Source organism: Aeromonas molluscorum, from assembly GCF_051376105.1.
GTDB classification, from domain to species: domain Bacteria; phylum Pseudomonadota; class Gammaproteobacteria; order Enterobacterales; family Aeromonadaceae; genus Aeromonas; species Aeromonas molluscorum.
Genome location: NZ_JBPQCY010000002.1, coordinates 70,001 through 87,747 on the forward strand (window position 1 = coordinate 70,001; position 17,747 = coordinate 87,747).

The following is a 17,747-nucleotide window of genomic DNA, read 5'->3' on the forward strand; positions in this document are numbered from 1 at the left end:
GGGAAGGCTCAGACAGCTAGGATGTTGGCTTAGAAGCAGCCATCATTTAAAGAAAGCGTAATAGCTCACTAGTCGAGTCGGCCTGCGCGGAAGATGTAACGGGGCTCAAACCAGGCACCGAAGCCGCGGATTCACACTTATGTGTGAGTGGTAGGGGAGCGTTCTGTAAGTCTGCGAAGGTGTATCGAGAGGTATGCTGGAGATATCAGAAGTGCGAATGCTGACGTAAGTAACGATAAAGGGGGTGAAAAGCCTCCTCGCCGGAAGACCAAGGGTTCCTGTCCAACGTTAATCGGGGCAGGGTGAGTCGACCCCTAAGGTGAGGCCGAAAGGCGTAATCGATGGGAAGCAGGTTAATATTCCTGCACGACTTGTAATTGCGATGGGGGGACGGAGAAGGCTAGGTGGGCCAGGCGACGGTTGTCCTGGTGAAAGTGCGTAGGTGGTGTTTCTAGGCAAATCCGGAGACACAACACTGAGACACGAGACGAAGCCACTACGGTGGTGAAGCCATTGATGCCATGCTTCCAGGAAAAGCCTCTAAGCTTCAGATTACAAGTCATCGTACCCCAAACCGACACAGGTGGTCGGGTAGAGAATACCAAGGCGCTTGAGAGAACTCGGGTGAAGGAACTAGGCAAAATAGAACCGTAACTTCGGGAGAAGGTTCGCTCTTGACAGTGAAATCCCTTGCGGATGGAGCAGTTGGGAGTCGCAGTGACCAGATGGCTGGGACTGTTTATCAAAAACACAGCACTCTGCAAACACGAAAGTGGACGTATAGGGTGTGACACCTGCCCGGTGCCGGAAGGTTAATTGATGGGGTTAGCGCAAGCGAAGCTCTTGATCGAAGCCCCGGTAAACGGCGGCCGTAACTATAACGGTCCTAAGGTAGCGAAATTCCTTGTCGGGTAAGTTCCGACCTGCACGAATGGTGTAACCATGGCCATGCTGTCTCCACCCGAGACTCAGTGAAATCGAATTCGCCGTGAAGATGCGGTGTACCCGCGGCTAGACGGAAAGACCCCGTGAACCTTTACTACAGCTTGGCACTGAACATTGAACCTACATGTGTAGGATAGGTGGGAGGCTTTGAAGCGATGACGCCAGTTGTCGTGGAGCCGTCCTTGAAATACCACCCTTGTATGTTTGATGTTCTAACGCAGGGCCCTGAATCGGGCTCGCGGACAGTGCCTGGTGGGTAGTTTGACTGGGGCGGTCTCCTCCCAAAGAGTAACGGAGGAGCACGAAGGTTGGCTAATCCTGGTCGGACATCAGGAGGTTAGTGCAATGGCATAAGCCAGCTTAACTGCGAGACGGACAGGTCGAGCAGGTACGAAAGTAGGTCATAGTGATCCGGTGGTTCTGAATGGAAGGGCCATCGCTCAACGGATAAAAGGTACTCCGGGGATAACAGGCTGATACCGCCCAAGAGTTCATATCGACGGCGGTGTTTGGCACCTCGATGTCGGCTCATCACATCCTGGGGCTGAAGTCGGTCCCAAGGGTATGGCTGTTCGCCATTTAAAGTGGTACGCGAGCTGGGTTCAGAACGTCGTGAGACAGTTCGGTCCCTATCTGCCGTGGGCGTTGGATGATTGAAGGGAGTTGCTCCTAGTACGAGAGGACCGGAGTGAACGAACCTCTGGTGTTCGGGTTGTCACGCCAGTGGCACTGCCCGGTAGCTAAGTTCGGAATCGATAACCGCTGAAAGCATCTAAGCGGGAAGCGAGCCCTGAGATGAGTCATCCCTGACCCCTTGAGGGTCCTAAAGGGCCGTTGGAGACCACAACGTTGATAGGTGGGGTGTGTAAGCGCGGCGACGTGTTGAGCTAACCCATACTAATTACCCGTGAGGCTTAACCATACAACACCCAAGAAGTGTTTCTGGTGCTTGTAGCAAGTGAACCAAGAACTACTACCTAATTCAGTGATAGCGATGGCAACAGCCACTAAGTCGTTACTCACGTCAGCTTTCCGAGATTGAAGTTTTTGCCTGGCGGCCATAGCGCCGTGGACCCACCTGATCCCATGCCGAACTCAGAAGTGAAACGCGGTAGCGCCGATGGTAGTGTGGCATTCGCCATGCGAGAGTAGGACACTGCCAGGCTCCTAATTACAGTCACAGCGATGTGATTGGTCGCGAAACAACGTCAGGTTGTTGCGGACAAAAGATTGAGATAACGCACACAGTGTGTTCTTTACCGGTTAGTGTGCTGATATGGCTCAGTTGGTAGAGCGCATCCTTGGTAAGGATGAGGTCCCCAGTTCGACTCTGGGTATCAGCACCAGTTTTAAGTTAGTGATACAGCTTTTGCCTGACGGCAATAGCGCCGTGGAACCACCTGATCCCATGCCGAACTCAGAAGTGAAACGCGGTAGCGCCGATGGTAGTGTGGCATTCGCCATGCGAGAGTAGGACACTGTCAGGCACCTATTTAGAAGAGGCCTCCCATGCGGGAGGCCTTTTTGCTTTCTGCGCGTGAATCGCCTCACCTTGTTTCGTCTCTTTCTCATCCCCCTCCATCCGGTTAAGCTGATCCCCCTGTCACCGAGGCGTTGAGCCCCGGTTCTCTGACCTCATTTCGGATGAGGTGACTCTGATGGAGGTTGTCTGTGCGTCTGGATCCCTTTACCTGTCTGCTCATCCTGGTGGTGAGTCTGGCTTCTTTCTTCCCCTGTGAAGGTCAGCTTGCCCTCTGGTTTGCCACCCTCACCAAGCTGGCGGTGGCGTTGTTGTTTTTTATGCATGGTGCCAAGTTGTCACGCCAGAACCTCATCGCCGGCCTGGGTCACTGGCGGTTGCATCTGGTGGTGATGGCCAGTACCTTCCTGCTGTTTCCGCTACTGGGGTTGTTGCTCACCCCCCTGGTTCCCCAGTGGCTGAGCCCGGCCATCTACCTCGGTTTTCTTTATCTCTGTGCGCTGCCTGCAACGGTGCAATCGGCGATTGCTTTCACCTCGATGGCGGGAGGCAATGTCTCGGCCGCTGTGTGCAGTGCCTCGGTGTCCAGCATACTTGGCATCTTCCTCTCCCCAATTTTGGTGGGCCTGATGATCGATGTGCAAGGCGCGGAGGTGGACACATGGCACTCCATCCAGACCATCATGGCGCAGTTGATGTTACCGTTCGTGGTAGGTCATCTCTCTCGACCACTGATCGCTTCTTGGATCGACTCCCACCGACCACTGATCGGCAAGCTGGATCAAAGTTCCATCCTCCTGGTGGTCTATACGGCCTTCAGCGAGGCTGTGGTGCAGGGTATCTGGCATCAGGTAGGTTGGTATGACTTGGGCAGCATAGTGCTGTTGAGCTGCCTCTTGCTGGCCCTGATACTGGCTTGGAACGTCTGGATCAGTCGTCGGCTTGGTTTTTGCCGAGCTGATGAGATCACCATCGTCTTTTGTGGTTCCAAAAAGAGTCTGGCAAACGGTGTGCCCATGGCCAATGTGCTGTTCCCAGCCGCCAGTGTCGGAGTCATGGTGTTGCCACTGATGATCTTCCACCAGATCCAGTTGATGGTGTGCGCTGTGCTGGCGCGTCGCTACCGAGAGGGTAGTGGTGCTCATGCCGCACTGGCCGATGGCCGCGAGTGACTAGAAAGCAAGCCCCGCTCGAGCGGGGCTTTTTGTTATCCGGATGTGAGCGAAGGGGGATCAGCGCTTGCGCCATATGGTGAGCTGGGCAAGGGTGTGCTGATGTTTGCGGGCCGTCTCGCGAATCACAAAGGGAATGTCACGGGGCTCGCACAGTTCTTCAAATTCTGCCGCCATCAGGCGCTGCAGCGCCTGGTGAGTGCTGAGTGCCTCACCGTTCTCGCGTATGCCGCCTAGCCAGTTTGCCTTGGGGGTATATTCCTCCAGCCAGGTGTAGGGGCTGGTGAGCATCAGCAGTCCGCCCGAACGCAATCTGGGGGAGATGTCACGCAGGAAGCGGGCTGGTTCGCGCAGTCGATCGATGAGGTTGGAGGCGAGCACCAGATCGTAATGGTCATACTTTGGCTTGAGGTTGCAGGCATCTCCCTGACTGAAGTGGATACGCCGAGCCTGGGCTGGGCCGAGATCGTGCTCGGTGAGGCGGGCTTCACAATATTGCACCAGATCCCCTTCCAGAGGCATGGCATAGCGAAAGCTCTCCTGTTTTGCCAGGGAGAGGGCTACATCGATGAAGCGGGCCGAGTAATCGACCCCGTCCACATGCTGGAAATGGCGAGCAAGCTCGAAGCTGGCACGGCCGGTGGCGCACCCTATGTCGAGCGCCCTCTGGTGGTTGCTACACAGTTCGCTGGCGATATCGGCCAGGGTCTTGGCGTAGTTGGCCACACCAAAGTGGCTGGGACCGTACTGGAAGTCCAGATATTGAGCTACTAGGGTGTCGGTTTCGTAAGGGTTCACTATGACGGGTTCCTGATAGCGGGAGACCAGATAGCGGAAACCCGCATGCTGGAAGAAGTGACGGCGAAAGGCGTAACGGGCCGATTTGAGCGCCTCGTTGCCGGTGGAGATCCAGCTCCCCCCCTTGATGAGCGTGTGCTTGCCGTCGAAGGTGGGGGTGGAGAAATCATCGTAGAGAGGATGGACCTGGAACCCCTCGAAGCCGTCGATGGCGGTGCCTGTCCACTGCCAGACGTTGCCGACCAGATCGCAGAACTCCCCCTGAGGGAACATATCTACCGGACATGGGGAGGCAAAACCGGCCAGATTGATATTGCCAGGAGCCTGATGCCAGTCGGGTTGATCGCCAGCCAACTGCTCGCGTAACCACGCCCACTGCGCCTCGCTCGGGAGCTGGATGGGCACTCCTGTCTGGGCTGATTTCCAGCGACAGAAGGCGGCAGCCTCCAGCTGGTTGACCTCTACCGGCCAGTCCCACGGCATGGCAACTTCTTCAGTCATCAGTCGTAGCCGCAGCCTGTCGGGGTCTGCTGGTTCGCCGAGCCAGAAGCTGGGCATCTGGGCCCCGGCGTATTGACGCCAGCCCCAACCCTCTTGATCCCACCATGCCTGCGTCTGATAACCGCCATCCTGCACGAAGGCAAGATACTCACCATTGCTGACCAGCAGGCGGCTGGCCTGGAAGGCTTCGATGTCGAGATTGCGAGAGCCATATTCGTTGTCCCAGCCATAAGTCGCATCGCGTTTGCCTAGCGTTATCTGGCCCCCGGCTACCGGCAGCAAGCTATTGTCTGGTACCTCACTCAGGCGGTGACGCGCCTGTGGGCAAGAGGGCCAATAGGGCTGGCTGCGCACCCAATTCAGTGGCAGCTGGCGGATCAATACGCTCGAGGTTTCGAGGTGGATGCGCTCATGCTCTATGCCCATGAGGATCACCCAGGCCGGACTGTGCCAGTCGATGGGCAGAGTGATGGGCATCTGATTGATGAAGTCGATGACCCGGGCCCGCACCTTGCCACGGTAGTTGCGTAGCTCCTCCGCCCGTGGCCAGTCATAATGGTTTTCGTCCAGGTCATCCCAGCTCATCTCGTCTACGCCTATGGCGACCATGGCCTCTATGTCGGCGTCGATACGCCCCTCGATGAGGCGGGCGGCCAGCAGCTTGTTGATGAAGAAGGCGGCCGTGTGGCCGTAATAGAAGATCAGCGGATGGCGCAGGGAGATGGCCTTGCTGAACCAGGCTCGGGGGTCGGCCAGGCAATCGAACAGGCTGTCATAGAGATCGAAGGTCTGACAAAAATAAGTGAGAATTTCACGGCGTTTGACCTCCGGATCCTGACCGGTCAGCAACAAGGTGCGGGTCGGCTCGGGCAGCTCCGTGGTGGTCACGCTAAGAGTGGCTGGGATCACGCTCTGACTCCTTGTCTGGATTCTGGTTATCGAAAGAGAGCTATATACGCATCAGATGTCAGTTATGGGTCAATAGACCCGACTCACGGCGAAAAACGTGCATTTGGTCCTTGAGCATAGCCAATGACGAGGCGGGCTTGCTGCTTGGTAATATGGGATTGGGGCTGGTCCCAGCGGCCCTTAACCCCTTGGGCCCGCTTAACTTAGCTCAATTGAGTTCGGTGGGATCGATGTCCAGGCTCCAGCGCACCTTCTTGGTTTCGGTCCAGCCATCCAGCTCCTTCACCGCCCAACCCAGCAGTTGTGCCAGGGGAGCCCGGTTCGGGCCCTGCACCAGCAGCTGCATGCGGAATTTGCCCGCCTTGCGTTCCATGAAGCCGCTGATGGGGCCCAGCACCTGCACATGGGGATAGCGGGCGCTGCGCAGGGTATCGGCCAGACGACCGAGAAACAGCTGCACCTCGTCCCGGCCATTTGCCTCGGCCCGGAACAGTCCTTGAAAGCTGAACGGTGGCAACCCCAGCAGGCGACGCTCTTTCAGCGCGGTGTCGGCGAAGTGGCCGTAACCGTTCTGGGTCAGATCCTGCAGCAAAGCGTGCTCGGGGTGATGGCTCTGCAGCACCACTAGTCCGGGTTTGCTGGCGCGCCCGGCCCGGCCCGCGACTTGGGTGTAGAGCTGGGCCAGCTTCTCGGCGGCGCGAAAATCGGCGGAAAACAGGGCGCCATCCACATCCAGCAGACCTACCAGAGTGACATCCGGGAAGTGGTGGCCCTTGGCCAGCATCTGGGTGCCGATCAATATCTTGTACTTGCCCGCCTTGATGTCGCCGAGGTGGGCCTCCAGCTCGCCTTTGCGGCGGGTGTTGTCTCTGTCGATGCGCACTACGGGGTATTGGGGGAATACGGTGGTGAGCAGCTGCTCCAGCTGCTCGGTACCGACTCCTGAGCCAATCAGCTCGTTGCTGCCGCACTCGGGGCAGCTGTGAGGTAGCGGGCGCACGCTGTCGCAGTGGTGGCAGTGCAGGCGCCGCCCGGCCTGATGCCAGGTGTACCAGGCGTCGCAGCGCTCGCAGGCGGCGCTCCAGCCGCACTGGTGGCAGATAAGAGACGGAGCATAGCCACGGCGGTTGAGAAACAGCATCACCTGATTGCCCGCCACCAGGTGTTCCGCCATCAGTTGCTCCAGCTGGGGAGAGAGCCCGGCCTGCAGCCGCACGCTCTTGATGTCCAGGATCACCTGGCGGGCGGTCTGGGCGTTGCCGGCGCGGCGTGTCAGGCTGAGGTGGTGATACTTGCCGGTTCTGGCATTGTGCAGTGTCTCAAGCGACGGGGTGGCCGAGCCGAGCAGGATGGGAATGCCCGCGCGATGGGCCCGCATCACCGCCAGATCCCGGGCGTGATAGCGAAAACCGTCCTGCTGCTTGAAGGAGCCGTCGTGCTCCTCGTCAATGATGATGATGCCGAGGTTCTTGAACGGGGTGAAGACGGCGGAGCGGGTGCCGATCAGGATGGCGGCGCCGCCGTCGCGGCAGGCGAGCCAGGCATCGAGCCGCTCCCGATCGTTCATGGCGGAGTTCATCGCCACTACCGGTACCTTGAAGCGGCGGCGGAAGCGATTGATGGTCTGGGGAGTCAGGCCAATCTCCGGCACCATCACCAATGCCTGCTTGCCCGCACGGAGCAGGGGCTCGAGAATGCTCAGGTACACCTCGGTCTTGCCTGAGCCGGTGATGCCATCGAGCAGGAAGGCACCGAACTGGTCGCTCTGACTGGTGACGGTAGATACCGCCAGCGCCTGCTCGCCGTTGAGGCGCAGCCCTTCCCCCGCGTCAAAATGCGTCGCCCAGTCCGCCTTGTGGCTCGGCTCCAGGCTGCGTTTTTCCAGCAGCCCCTTTTTCTCCAGGGCGGTGAGGGCCGCGCTCTGGATCTCGTCAAGCCTGAGGGCGGAGGGGGTCTGCGGCCCCTTGCGCAGCAGCGCGAGGGCCTGTTGCTGCTTGGCGGCCCGCTTTAGCTCGTTGAGGTCCATATCCATCCCAGCTGGCGTGGCAAACCAGAACTCCAGCTCCCGATAGGCGGCGGGTTCCCCCTTGCGCACCAACACCGGCAGAGCATGGGGCAGCACCTCTCCCAGCGGATGTTGGTAGTAGCTGGCGCTCCAAGCCATCAGCGCCAGTATGTCCGGCCCCAACACCGGCTCGCCGTCGAGCACCCGTTTAATGGGCTTGAGTTTGGCGCGGGGTACCTGGCTGTCGGTCGGATGGCCGACCACCAGCCCGACCAGGGTCTGTGGACCGAAGGGAATCTCGACCCGGCAGCCGGGCGCTGGCAGGGGCAGGGGAGAGAGATAATCGAAATGACGGCGAAGAGGAACCGGCACTGCGACACGAACCAGATCAAGCGTTTGCGATGAATCCACCAAAGGTTGCCTATTTTTTCTGCGAAGCCACTTGCCTGCTATCAGGCATTTCCTATATTATTCGCAGCCTTTGAAACTGTGTTCAACAATCGTGTGGTGTCCGACAGAAGATCGGATGGCGACACGGCCTGATAATTGAGGTTGTCCATGAAAGCTAATATCCATCCTGAGTACGTCGCCATCACCGCCAAGTGTTCTTGCGGTAACATCATCAATACCTTCTCTACCCTGGGTAAAGATCTGAGCCTGGACGTATGTTCCGCTTGCCACCCGTTCTACACCGGCAAGCAGAAAGAAGTTTCTAGCGGCGGCCGCGTAGACAAGTTCAACAAGCGTTTCGGTGGTCTGACTGCCAAGAAGTAATCTTACTTCTGAAGAATCCTGAAAAGGGCGCCCATCGGGCGCCTTTTTTATTGCCCGGCGTTCTGTATTGGACCGGATTGCCCTATGGTGGGTGCGGATCATGGCAAGGGTCATGATGGGGCGGGTTGAGATCTAAGGAGTGTCGGGATGAGAAGTTGTCTGGTGATGGGAGCGGCCGGTTATATCGGATCTCATTTGGTGCCCTATCTGCAGGGGGCGGGGTACAGGGTGATCGCCGGGGCCCGCCGTCCCTGCCGCCTGCCTGCCGGAGTCGAGTTCCGTCTTGCCGATGTGCTCAAGCCCGATAGCCTGCCTGAGGCCCTGGTCGGGGTGGATACCGTCTTCTATCTGGTGCATGCCATGGGAGCAGGTGCCAACTTCCATCGCCTGGAGCAGCAGGGGGTGAAGAATTTCGCCGCCGCCGCCCGCGCCGCCGGGGTGCGCCGCATCATCTATCTGGGCGCCATCCAGCCCGAAGAGTGCAACAGTCGCCACCTCAACTCCCGCCGCCACTGTGGCGAGCTGTTTCGTGCCTCCGGGGTGCCGACGGTGGAGCTGCGTTCCGGCATCATCATAGGGCCCGGCTCCGCCGCCTTCGAAGTGATGCGGGATCTGGTGTTCAATTTGCCGATGATGGTGACGCCCAAATGGGTGCGCTCCCGCACACCACCCATCGCCCTCTCCAACCTGCTCCACTACCTCGGCGGTCTGGTGGAGGCCGAGGGGGTCGATGGCGAGGTGCTCAACGCCGTGGGTCCGGAGCTGCTCAGCTACCAGCAGCAGTTGCAGAAGTTTGCCGCTCATATCGGCAAGCGCTGTCCCATCATCCCCATCCCCTTGCTGACCCCCCGGCTCTCCGCCTGGTGGTTGCAGTTCGCCACCTCGGTGCCGCAACCAGTGGCCAAGGCCCTGGTGGGTGGCCTCAAGCATGATATTCCGGCCGATGATGGCCCCCTGCGGGCCTTGCTGCCCCAGACGCTGCTCAGCTTCGATGAGGCGCTGACCGAGAGTCTGGCGCTGGAGCAGAAGCTGGGTGCCGAGCAGCAAGGGGAGGAGACGCCTCTGGGACTGCGCTGGCGCCATCCCGAATACGGCTTCTATGACAGGGTAGCCAGTGGCACCGCTCTCTCTCTGGCTCCCCCTGAGGCGCTCTGGCAGGTGCTGCAAGGACTGGGAGGAGAGCAGCGTTACTTCTACATGAACAATCTCTGGGCCATTCGGGAGTGGATGGATGCGGCCATCGGCGGCCCGGCCCTGACCCGTGGGCGCACCAACCCCGACCGTTTCGTGAAGGGGGACATGCTCGACTCCTGGCAGATCATCGGCGTGGAAGAGGGGAGCAGGCTGGCGTTGCTGTTCAACATGAAGGCGCCCGGGGTGGGGCGGCTCGAGTTCAGTATCACCCCTGAACCCTCCGGCTTGACCCGGCTGACGGTCGCGGCGCACTGGCACCCTCAGGGGGCCTGGGGGCTGGCCTACTGGCTGGCCATGCTGCCCTTCCACCTGTTCATCTTCCAGGGGATGACGGAGGCGCTGGCACGTCAGGCAGAAGAAGTGGTCGGTATCCCCGTGATGGACTGAAACCACATCTACGACTAAATGGGTAGTTTTAGTTAGCATGGTTTGCTGTTGAGTCGGGGCTTAACAGCATGTTGGCGATATTTTCTGCTGGGAAAGCCCCGGGCTTTTCTTTATGATCCGAGCCCCTCGCCCAGCGCGAGTCACTCTTTCTCTATTTATCCATCTATTGCCTCGGGGTCCCCATGTCCGATCTGCGTCAGCAAGCGCTCGATTATCACGCTCAACCTGTGCCTGGCAAAATTGCCATTGCTCTCACCAAACCGGCCGAGACCGCGCGGGATCTGGCGCTGGCCTACAGCCCGGGCGTGGCCGAGCCGGTGCGCGAGATAGCCGCGAATCCGGACGATGCCTATCGCTATACCGGCAAGGGAAATCTGGTCGCCGTCATCTCCAACGGCACCGCCATCCTGGGGCTGGGCAATCTGGGCCCGCTCGCCTCCAAGCCGGTGATGGAGGGCAAGGCCTTGCTGTTCAAGCGCTTCGCCGGGATCGATGCCATCGATATCGAGGTCAAGCACGAAACCTGCCAGCAGTTCATCGACACGGTGGCGGCCATCGCCGATACCTTTGGTGGCATCAACCTGGAAGACATCAAGGCGCCCGAGTGCTTCGAGATCGAGCAGGCGCTGATCGCGCGCTGCGACATCCCGGTGTTCCACGATGACCAGCATGGCACTGCCATCGTCACCGCCGCCGGTCTGCTCAACGCACTGGAAGTGCAGGGCAAATGCATCGAACAGAGCCGCATTGTCTGCATGGGGGCGGGAGCCGCCGCCACCGCCTGCATGGAGTTGCTGATCAAGTGCGGTGCTGCGCCACACAACATCTTCATGCTGGATCGCCAAGGGGTGATCCATAGCGGTCGCACCGACTTGAACCAGTACAAGCAGCGCTTCGCCAACGACACCCCGCTGCGCACCCTGATGGATGTGATTGAAGGGGCTGATGTGTTTGTCGGTGTCTCCGGCCCGGACGTGCTGCCCGCCGAGGCGGTCGCCCTGATGGCGCCGCGTCCGGTGATCTTCGCCTGCTCCAACCCGGATCCCGAGATCAAGCCGTCCTTGGCCCACTCGGTGCGTGATGACATCATCATGGGGACGGGGCGCTCGGATTATCCTAACCAGATCAACAACGTACTCTGCTTCCCCTTCATCTTCCGGGGCGCGCTGGACGTGCGGTCCAGCCGCATCAACGATGCCATGAAGATTGCCGCGGTGGAGGCCATTCGCGCGCTGGCCAAGGAGCCGGTACCGGCCGAGGTGCTGACCGCCGCTGGCGTGAGCGCGCTGACCTTCGGCAAGGAGTACGTCATTCCCAAGCCGATGGATGCCCGTCTGCTGCCCAAGGTGGCCCGCGCCGTGGCCCTGGCGGCCGTTGCCTCCGGTGTGGCCCGCATCGCGCTGCCGGTTGACTACATGCTGGATTGAGTCCAGGTTTCCAGGTTGGAAATAACAGAAGGGGCCCCGTGATGGGGCCCCTTCTTGTTTAAGGTAAAGCCGAACCGTTGCTATCAGGCCTTGGGGGCCACTGCCGCGGGCTTGGCCTTGGTAGGGGCGACGGAGGTGTGGGCTGTCTTGTGATGCTTTTTCACCACCTTGGTTTGGGTCGCGTGAGGGGCGGCGGCTTTGGTCGGGGTGGCAGCCATGGTGAAGCCGGAGGTCAGGGCGAAGACAGCGGCCAGAGTCAGGGGGATCAGCTTTTTCATATTCCAGTTCCTCGTTCGGGTTGATGCTATGGAGCTCTTCTCCATGACTTCATCCTACGGCTGTTGCCGATCTGCTTCAGTGAGTGACTGGTGACGGTTTGTATCCAAATGTACGGGCAGTTTGAGGCAGAAGCTGGCGCCCTTGGCACTGGGCAGCAACGCCACCTCGCCGCCGTGGTGGCGGGCGATGCGGCGCACTATGGCAAGCCCGAGTCCGGCCCCGCCGGTACGGCGATCCCGGCTCTGATCCAGTCGCACGAAAGGCTCGAAGATCTGGGGTGCCAGGGCAGGATCTATGCCGGGGCCATCATCGCTCACCGTGAGCAGATAGTGAGCCTGTTGCAGTTCCATGCGCAGAGTCACCCGACTGCCGGCATGACGCAGGGCGTTGCCGACGAGGTTCTCCAGTGCCCTGTCCAGCAGCCGGACATCACCACGCCAGGGCAAGCGCGCCCCGGGGACAAGGCGTTCTAGCCGCTTCTCCGGCCTGAGTGCCTGCCAGTCAGCGAGGCGGCTCTGTGCCCAGTCACCCAGCTCGACATCGCTGCATTGCAGGGGCAGTTCGGGACGATCGAGCCTGGCATAGGTGAGCATCTCCTCGATGAGGGCATCCAGCGCCCCCAGGTCGCGTTCCAGCCCCTGCCGCTCTTCTTCATGCGGTTGTGGATCCAGCATGGCGAGCCGGTAACGCAGCCTGACCAGCGGGGTGCGCAGTTCGTGGGCGATGGCATCGGTCAGCTGTTTGCGGCTGGCCAGCATGGCCTGCAGCTGCTCCGTCATCTGATCGAAGGTGCGGCCGACTTGCCCCAGACTGCTGCCGGGAGGCAATCCGGTGCGGCTGGAGAGATCCCCGTCCCCGACCCGACGCGCCGTTTGTTCGAGCAGTTGCAGGCCGCGCCAGTGCGGGCGCAGCCAGAGCAGTATGGGCAGCCCGAGGGAGAGACCTATGGCCAGCAGCAGGCCCACATCGACCCAGTGCAGCTCGTGCAGATAGGAGAGATAGGGCACGGGGCCGACGATCAGCACCTGATCGGTGCCCGGGATGCGCTGCAAGAAGGTGTCATCCTCCTCGACGATGACAATGTTGCCCGCTGCGAGGAAGGCCTGATCCTCCCGGGCCAGGGGCTGGTTGGCGAGGGCTTCTATCTGCAGCGGCAGGGCGAGCTGACGGCTCTGCTCCGCCATGCGCGCCGGCCAGTGCGCCGGTGGCAGGCGCGCCAGCTCGCCGGTGAGCAGGCCGAGGCTGCCCTGCATCATCCGCTCCAGGTAGCGGTCACCCGCCCGTTCGGCACTGACCTGATAGACCAGGCCGATCAGCAGTATGGCCAGGGTGAAACAGCCGATCAGCAGCAGATAGAACTGGATGAACAGGCGGCGCATGGGATCCCTCTTCTTGGCTGGATTGCGTCGGGCGTTGCGTCTTCGCCCTCTCGTCGCCAACCCTGCTCCCGTCAGGGGAGAATGGGGCAGAGAGCAGCAACATCATTCGCTGGCTGCTTATTCCCAGGCGTGGGGCACCAGCAGATAGCCCTTCTGGCGCACCGTCTTTATCCGGGTCGGATTATGGGGGTCATCGCCGAGCTTGCGGCGCAGGCGCGAGATGGCGACGTCCATGCTGCGGTCCTGGCCATCGTAGTCGCGACTGCGCAGGTTGCGAAACAGCGCCTCCCGTCCCTGGATCTGGCCCGCATGACAGGCCAGCTCCCACAGGAGATCGAAGTCGCTGGTGGAGAGCGGGATGCTGCTGCCATCGAGGCGCACATCCCGGCCCGGGCCATCGATGCGCAGGCGGCCAAATTGCAGGCGCTGGGGCGGCGTGCTGGGCGCGGCCACGGGTGACAGTTGCCCTTGCTGGCGGAACTGGACCCGCAAGCGGGCCAGCAACACGGGGGGCGGCGTAGTCTTGAGGATGTAGTCGTTGGCCCCCAGCTCCAGGCTGAGGATCTGGTTCATGTCGCTGTCGAGGGAGGTGAGCATGACGATGGGACCGCTAAAGCGTGGCCGCAGGTCCCGGCACAGGGAGAGACCGTCCTGGCCCGGCAGCATGATGTCGAGCAGCACCAGATCCGGCCGCTCGGCCAGGGCTCTGGCCAGCGCCAGATCGCCCCGGCTTTCCAGCAGAACCTCGATATCGTGGCGGCCCAGCCAGTTGCTGATGAGCTGGCCTATTTCGGGATCGTCTTCAACAAACAGGATGCGTGGCATGGCGAACTGGCCTTCCCGACAGGGATACTGGGGTCTGCCGCCAGCATAGCCATTTCGATGGGGAAGTGCAGTGGGATAACTAATCAGCCGGGGTAAACAGACCCTGCTTGATTGCGCCGGTGCGAGGCAGTGCCTGGACACGGATAAGGGTTTGCTGTTATCTGTGACGGATCCGGCCTAGGACGGCGTCGAAGCGACATGGCCCTGAGGTCATGTCAGGGCGCTATGGCGGGATGGACAAGCAAACAGGGCCCGCAGGCCCTGTGGTCAGGATGGCTTTCGTCCCCGACTTACCCGGCCTTGCGGCGCAGGTAGACGCCCGCTTCCATATGATGGGTCCAGGGGAACTGATCGAACAGGGCGAGGCGGGCTACTTCATGGGTCTCGCCCAGGGCCCGCATGTTGTCGATCAGAGTATCCGGATTGCAAGAGATGTAGAGGATGTTGTCGTACTCCTGCACCAGCTTGACCGTGGCGTCATCCAGCCCGGCGCGGGGGGGATCGACGAAGATGGTGTTGCACTGGTAGGCGCCGAGATCTATGCCCTCCAGGCGATTGAACGTACGCTCGCCACGCATCGCCATGGTGAACTCCTCGGCGGACATGCGCAGTATGATGAGGTTGTCCACGCCGTTGGCGGCGATGTTGAACTGGGCAGAAGCCACGCTAGGTTTGGCTATCTCGGTGGCCAGTACCTTGCGGAAGTTCTGGGCCAGGGCGATGGAGAAGTTGCCGTTGCCGCAATAGAGCTCCAGCAAGTCCCCCTCGCTGCTCCGGGTCACGTCCTGGGCCCAACCCAGCATCAGCTGGTTAATCTCGGCGTTGGGCTGGGTGAAGCTGTTTTCTACCTGCTGGTAGATGAACTCCCGACCCTGCACCTTCAGGGTCTCGACCACGAACTCTTCACCCAGGCAGACCTTCTGCTTGTGGGCCCGACCTATGATGCGCACGTCAAAGCCCTGCTCCTGCAAGCTGGCGCGCAGCCCCTCTGCGGCGACCTGCCAGTGCTCGTCGAGACGACGGTGATAGAGCAGGCTGATGCAGAGCTGACCGGAGAGGGTCGAGAGGTAGTCTATCTGGAACAGCTTGAAGCGCAGCGCCTTGACCGGACGCAGACCCTCGAGCAGGGGCTGCATCACCTTGTTGATCAGGGCGCTGGCGGCCGGGAACTGATCGACCCGGATGCGTTCGCGGCTCTCTTGATCGAACATCACATGGTAGAGGTCATCCTCTTCATGCCAGAGGCGAAACTCAGCCCGCATCCGGTAGTGCTCGGCCGGGGAGACATAGACCTCGAGGGCCGGAGGGTTGAAGCCGGCAAACAGGGTCTGCAGGCGCTGGGCCTTGGCCTCTAACTGGGCCTGATAAGCAGCCGGGGTTCGCTCGGATTGGGTCATGACATACCTCGAGATGCGGCCGATGGGGCCGGGCAGAAAGCGGTGGGGGGCACAGGACCACCCAAAGGGGCCTGATTTTAAAAGTCAGCCGCAGATTGTCCAGTTTTTTATGGTCAATAAGTAGCCGGTCAGTTTATTCCACAGGATGAAGGAGGGGATCGCTGCGGGGAGCGCGACGCTATGGTCGCAAAATGACCGGTGAGCCTGTCCGGTGGGCGAGGGATCGGCAAGTTGGGGGAGTGCGCGTTTTTTTGGTCAAGAAGTGGTCGCCCTGGCCGATAAGCTGCTAACGGGGAATGTATGAGGAAGTCATGATGCAGATTGATGGCATGGGGGCGGGTCAGCCCAGACGGATGAGTGGCGAGGTGCGCACCGATGAGGCGCGTCATGGCAAGGCCGGTTTGGCCGATGCCCCTGCGAGCGAGGCCAGCAGCAGGCTCAGTGATGACGAGGTGATCCTGAACCGGGCGCCGCGCTGGGCACAGGGACTGGTGCAGCAGGCGTTGCAGTTCCATCTTCAGGTCAACGGCAAGGGATACCAGGCACCCAAGGTCGAGCCGGTAAAAGAGATCACCCCCGAGACCCTGTTCGACTTTCAGGCGGTGGCCGACAACGTGCTGCAATTCGTGACCGGCCGGCTTGGCGCGGCGCGGGCCGATGGCAAATCGGACGAGGCGCTTGCCGACATGATGGCTCAGGCTCGCAAGGGGGTGAACATGGGCTTTGCTGATGCCCGCAAGCAGCTGGGTGACAAGGCGACCGACAACGAAGATATCAAGACAGGTATCGATCAGAGCTACAAGCTGATCCAGGACGGCCTGGATCAGTTCGAGCAGCAGTTCTTCGGCCAGGTCTCTGACGTGGATCGGAAGGCGGCCGAGATGGCCAATCGCCAGCAGGGTACCCTGGAGATAGAGACCAAGGAGGGGGACAAGGTGATGCTGCGCTTCAACGACAGCTGGCAGCTCAAGTCCCAGGAGCAGGGCAATGCCAGCCAGTTCAGCCTCAAGTTGAGCCAGAACTTCAGCTTCTCCCTCGAGGGCGATCTGGGGGATGGCGAACTTGCCGCCATCGGCGATCTGGTCAAAGGACTCGACTCCCTGGCGGATAGCTTCTTCAACGGCAAGCTGGGTCAGAGTCTGGATCCGGCCCAACTGCCCGGGCTGGATGACAGCCAGCTGGTGGCTTATTCCCTGCGCCTCAAGCAGTCGAGCAGATTCAGTCAGAGTTATCAGGGCAGCAGTGCCCTGCAGCAGAGTCTGGCTCCCCTGGCCGACTATCTGCCCCGGCTGGCGGGCTGGCAGCAGCAGGCCGATGCCCTGTTGCCGGAGCGTCAGCAGCAGGCGCTGACGCCGACCGTGCTGGCTGCGCGCGGGGACGATGCCAGCCAGGGTGCCAGCTTCATCGACACCAACCAGCGCTTGCTCAATGCCTATCGGTTACTCGGCACGGCGTGAGTCGAGCTAGCGCGCAACCTCATGGACAGGGGCGGGCTACCTGCCTTTGTGTCCAACACTTGCCGGGCGTGAGCCGAGCTGGCCGTTCTGGGGTGAACTGAGAGCAAGGTGGCTGGCCAGGGTGCCGCGGTTTGCCTGGGGGGCGCCGGGCTGGCACACTGCGACTTTTCCCGTGAGTGAGAATGCCATGGACCAGCAGTCCGAATCCAACCCGGCCCACGATGAGCCGAGTGCTGTCCCTTCAGAGCGGCAACCTGCGCGTCAACGCAGCCACAAGCGCCCGAAAGACATCCGCGAGCTCTGTTACCCCTTCATCTACGAGACCCAGTTCCAGTGCGACTACGAGATAGCGACCGACGAACTCTGCTGCCAGGTCGGGGGCGTCATGGCCATGTTGCCCGTGGCGCCTAGCGAAGGGGAGGCAGCCGTGTTCGCGGATCTGGACAAGCTGCAGCGGCTTATCTACAACCTCAACGGTTCGGTGCGCGGCAGACTCGGCATCTTCGAGGAGGACATGGCCTGGCTCAAGGAGCGGTATGATCTCTACAACGAGGCCAGCCGCGGCCGGGTGACCGGTTTTGTGCTGCCCCGAGGCCCCCAGCCGATCCCGGCTCTGCATCTGTGTCGCTGCGCCAGCAAGAAGGTGGTGCGCCTGCTGGTACGTCTGGAAGAGAGCGGTGTTTCGTACGATCCCATCTTGCCGCGCTTCGCCAACTTGCTCGCCAACTTCTTCTTCGTGCTGACAGTCTTCCTCAAGCAGGAGTGGCAGGTCCCCGAGGTGAGTTACGTCAGCATCAACTATTGAGCCGCACACCATA

The 17,747-nt window shown here is 60.7% G+C and carries 12 protein-coding genes, 1 tRNA gene and 3 rRNA genes (1 of these 16 cut by a window edge); 10 read left to right on the plus strand and 6 right to left on the minus strand.

The annotated features are described in order from the left end of the window. From ACSMDR_RS10930 to ACSMDR_RS10950, 5 genes are all read left to right on the plus strand, one after another. Window positions 1–1,867: ribosomal RNA gene (locus ACSMDR_RS10930) — 23S ribosomal RNA — on the plus strand (it extends 1,023 nt beyond the left edge of the window). A 128-nt stretch (window positions 1,868–1,995) separates the two neighbouring features. Continuing rightward, window positions 1,996–2,110: ribosomal RNA gene (gene rrf / locus ACSMDR_RS10935) — 5S ribosomal RNA — on the plus strand. 105 nt (window positions 2,111–2,215) lie between these two features. Continuing rightward, window positions 2,216–2,291: transfer RNA gene (locus tag ACSMDR_RS10940), tRNA-Thr, on the plus strand. Window positions 2,292–2,317: 26 nt separating this feature from the next. Then, window positions 2,318–2,432: ribosomal RNA gene (rrf, locus tag ACSMDR_RS10945) — 5S ribosomal RNA — on the plus strand. Between the two features lie 184 nt (window positions 2,433–2,616). Then, a complete protein-coding gene (locus ACSMDR_RS10950; protein WP_436468289.1) occupies window positions 2,617–3,597 on the plus strand; it encodes a bile acid:sodium symporter family protein in 981 nt (326 codons plus the stop codon). Between the two features lie 60 nt (window positions 3,598–3,657). Here the strand turns inward: ACSMDR_RS10950 and ovoA are convergent, their stop codons facing one another. Together ovoA and priA are read right to left on the minus strand one after the other, a co-directional pair. Then, complete coding sequence (gene ovoA, locus ACSMDR_RS10955; RefSeq protein ID WP_436468290.1) at window positions 3,658–5,805, minus strand: 5-histidylcysteine sulfoxide synthase; 2,148 nt, start codon at window positions 5,803–5,805, stop codon at window positions 3,658–3,660. 208 nt (window positions 5,806–6,013) lie between these two features. Continuing rightward, on the minus strand, window positions 6,014–8,221 hold the full coding sequence (gene priA, locus ACSMDR_RS10960; RefSeq protein ID WP_436468291.1) for a primosomal protein N': 2,208 nt from the start codon (window positions 8,219–8,221) through the stop codon (window positions 6,014–6,016). A 147-nt stretch (window positions 8,222–8,368) separates the two neighbouring features. Between priA and rpmE the strand changes: the two genes are divergently transcribed. The 3 genes from rpmE (at window position 8,369) to ACSMDR_RS10975 (ending at window position 11,592) form a co-directional block, all read left to right on the plus strand. Continuing rightward, window positions 8,369–8,584 (plus strand): 50S ribosomal protein L31, encoded by a 216-nt coding sequence (rpmE, locus tag ACSMDR_RS10965; protein ID WP_005902760.1) that lies wholly within the window; start codon window positions 8,369–8,371, stop codon window positions 8,582–8,584. A 147-nt stretch (window positions 8,585–8,731) separates the two neighbouring features. Beyond that, complete coding sequence (locus ACSMDR_RS10970) at window positions 8,732–10,165, plus strand: DUF2867 domain-containing protein (protein WP_436468292.1); 1,434 nt, start codon at window positions 8,732–8,734, stop codon at window positions 10,163–10,165. Between the two features lie 182 nt (window positions 10,166–10,347). Beyond that, window positions 10,348–11,592 carry a malic enzyme-like NAD(P)-binding protein gene (locus tag ACSMDR_RS10975; protein ID WP_436468293.1) on the plus strand — a complete coding sequence of 415 codons (1,245 nt, stop codon included), beginning with the start codon at window positions 10,348–10,350 and terminating at the stop codon, window positions 11,590–11,592. A gap of 83 nt (window positions 11,593–11,675) precedes the next feature. Here ACSMDR_RS10975 and ACSMDR_RS10980 read toward each other — a convergent pair whose 3' ends face one another. The 4 genes from ACSMDR_RS10980 to trmA form a co-directional block, all read right to left on the minus strand. Continuing rightward, window positions 11,676–11,870, minus strand: a complete 195-nt coding sequence (locus ACSMDR_RS10980; RefSeq protein ID WP_436468294.1) for a hypothetical protein — start codon at window positions 11,868–11,870, stop codon at window positions 11,676–11,678. A 54-nt stretch (window positions 11,871–11,924) separates the two neighbouring features. Beyond that, entirely contained in the window at window positions 11,925–13,250 is a 1,326-nt protein-coding gene (gene rstB / locus ACSMDR_RS10985) for a two-component system sensor histidine kinase RstB (protein WP_436468295.1), read from the minus strand. Window positions 13,251–13,367: 117 nt separating this feature from the next. Continuing rightward, window positions 13,368–14,075, minus strand: coding sequence for a two-component system response regulator RstA (rstA, locus tag ACSMDR_RS10990; RefSeq protein ID WP_005902750.1), 708 nt, complete (start codon window positions 14,073–14,075; stop codon window positions 13,368–13,370). Between the two features lie 290 nt (window positions 14,076–14,365). After that, the gene (gene trmA / locus ACSMDR_RS10995; protein ID WP_436468296.1) at window positions 14,366–15,472 is read right to left on the minus strand and encodes a tRNA (uridine(54)-C5)-methyltransferase TrmA; all 1,107 of its coding nucleotides are present in this window, start codon (window positions 15,470–15,472) and stop codon (window positions 14,366–14,368) included. Between the two features lie 314 nt (window positions 15,473–15,786). Between trmA and ACSMDR_RS11000 the strand changes: the two genes are divergently transcribed. Next, on the plus strand, window positions 15,787–16,929 hold the full coding sequence (locus ACSMDR_RS11000; RefSeq protein ID WP_436469309.1) for a DUF5610 domain-containing protein: 1,143 nt from the start codon (window positions 15,787–15,789) through the stop codon (window positions 16,927–16,929). 187 nt (window positions 16,930–17,116) lie between these two features. Continuing rightward, window positions 17,117–17,734 (plus strand): cobalamin adenosyltransferase family protein, encoded by a 618-nt coding sequence (locus tag ACSMDR_RS11005; RefSeq protein WP_436468297.1) that lies wholly within the window; start codon window positions 17,117–17,119, stop codon window positions 17,732–17,734. Window positions 17,735–17,747: the final 13 nt, after the last annotated feature.